Source organism: Streptococcus sp., from assembly GCF_019414905.1.
In the GTDB taxonomy this organism is placed as follows: domain Bacteria; phylum Bacillota; class Bacilli; order Lactobacillales; family Streptococcaceae; genus Streptococcus.
Genome location: NZ_DXLC01000058.1, coordinates 1 through 1763, shown reverse-complemented (window position 1 = coordinate 1763; position 1763 = coordinate 1). Strand labels below are relative to the sequence as shown.

Annotated in this window: 1 protein-coding gene; it reads left to right on the top strand. The window is 42.9% G+C overall.

The features are described 5' to 3' along the window. Positions 1-68: 68 nt before the first annotated feature. A partial coding sequence (locus QZ359_RS01530) for a glycoside hydrolase N-terminal domain-containing protein (protein WP_293955943.1) occupies positions 69-1763 on the top strand: 1695 nt, incomplete at its 3' end.

Genomic DNA, 1763 nt, shown 5'->3' with positions numbered 1-1763 from the left:
TATTTCTGCAAGACTTATTTTTTTTAAAGAGAATGTATGCGCTTACAGATTTAAGAAAGGAGAATTTTGTGGATAAGAGATATTGGGAAAAATCCTGTAAGTATAGTATCCGCAAACTAAGTGTCGGAGCTGCCTCTGTTTTACTTGGTGCTGTTTTTTTAGCAGCACAGGGTGTGGCTGCTGATGGTGTCGAGATTACGGAAAGTGAGGCAACAATTACTGAAACCTCTGCTAAACCTGAGACGAATGTAGAGGAAGTTCTTGTTTCTAACACAGAGACTCAGCCTGTAGCTGAATCAGCTGAAAAGCAAACAAACCCAGGGACAGAACTCCCTCAAACTAGTAGTCAGTCAGAGACAAGTGCTACTACCGCCCCTGCTGACAATAAGGAGAGCGAGAAACCAGAACTTCCTGTGAACAAGCAAGAACATTACGAACTACATTACAACCAACCAACTGCTCCTTCTTATGACGGTTGGGAAAAACAAGCTCTCCCAGTCGGAAATGGAGAAATGGGTGCCAAGGTTTTCGGACTCATCGGTGAAGAAAGAATCCAGTACAACGAAAAAACACTTTGGTCTGGAGGCCCACAGCCAGATAGTCAAGACTACAACGGAGGAAACTACAAGGACCGCTACAAAGTCTTAGCTGAAATCCGTAAGGCCTTAGAAGACGGTGACCGTCAAAAAGCCAAACAACTAGCAGAGAGAAATTTGGTTGGGCCAAACAATTCCCAATACGGTCGCTACCTAGCCTTCGGTGATATCTTCATGGTCTTTAATAACCAGAAGAAGGGCTTGGAAAATGTTACTGACTATCATCGTGGCTTAGACATTTCTGAAGCTATCACAACTACCTCCTATACCCAAGATGGGACAAGTTTCAAACGAGAAACCTTCTCTAGCTATCCTGACGATGTTACTGTCACCCACTTGAGTAAAAAAGGGGATAAGACCCTCGATTTTACCCTTTGGAATAGCTTGACTGAAGATTTGATTGCGAATGGCGACTACTCCTGGGAATATTCGAATTATAAACAAGGAGCAGTTACGACTGATTCTAATGGTATTTTGCTCAAAGGAACTGTCAAAGACAATGGTCTGAAATTTGCTTCCTATCTTGGTATCAAGACGGACGGAAAAGTCACTGCTCAAGATGGTTATTTGACTGTCACTGGAGCCAGTTATGCAACACTGCTACTCAGTGCCAAGACCAACTTTGCTCAAAATCCAAAAACCAATTATCGCAAGGATATTGACCTAGAAAATACTGTCAAATCGATCGTTGAAGCTGCTAAAGCCAAAGACTATGAGACTCTGAAAAATGATCACATCAAGGATTACCAAAGCCTTTTCAATCGTGTTCAACTAAACCTCGGCGGTAGCAAGTCTAACCAAACTACAAAAGAAGCTCTCCAAACCTATAATCCAACAAAAGGGCAAAAATTAGAAGAACTCTTCTTCCAATACGGACGTTATCTACTGATCAGTTCTTCTCGTAATCGGACAGATGCCCTTCCTGCCAACTTGCAAGGAGTCTGGAATGCTGTAGACAATCCACCTTGGAACGCTGACTACCACCTCAATGTCAATTTGCAAATGAACTATTGGCCAGCTTACATGAGCAACCTTGCTGAAACAGCCAAGCCAATGATCAATTACATTGACGACATGCGCTACTATGGTCGTATCGCTGCTAAAGAATACACTGGTATCGAATCCAAAGACGGACAAGAAAATGGTTGGCTGGTCCACACCCAGGCG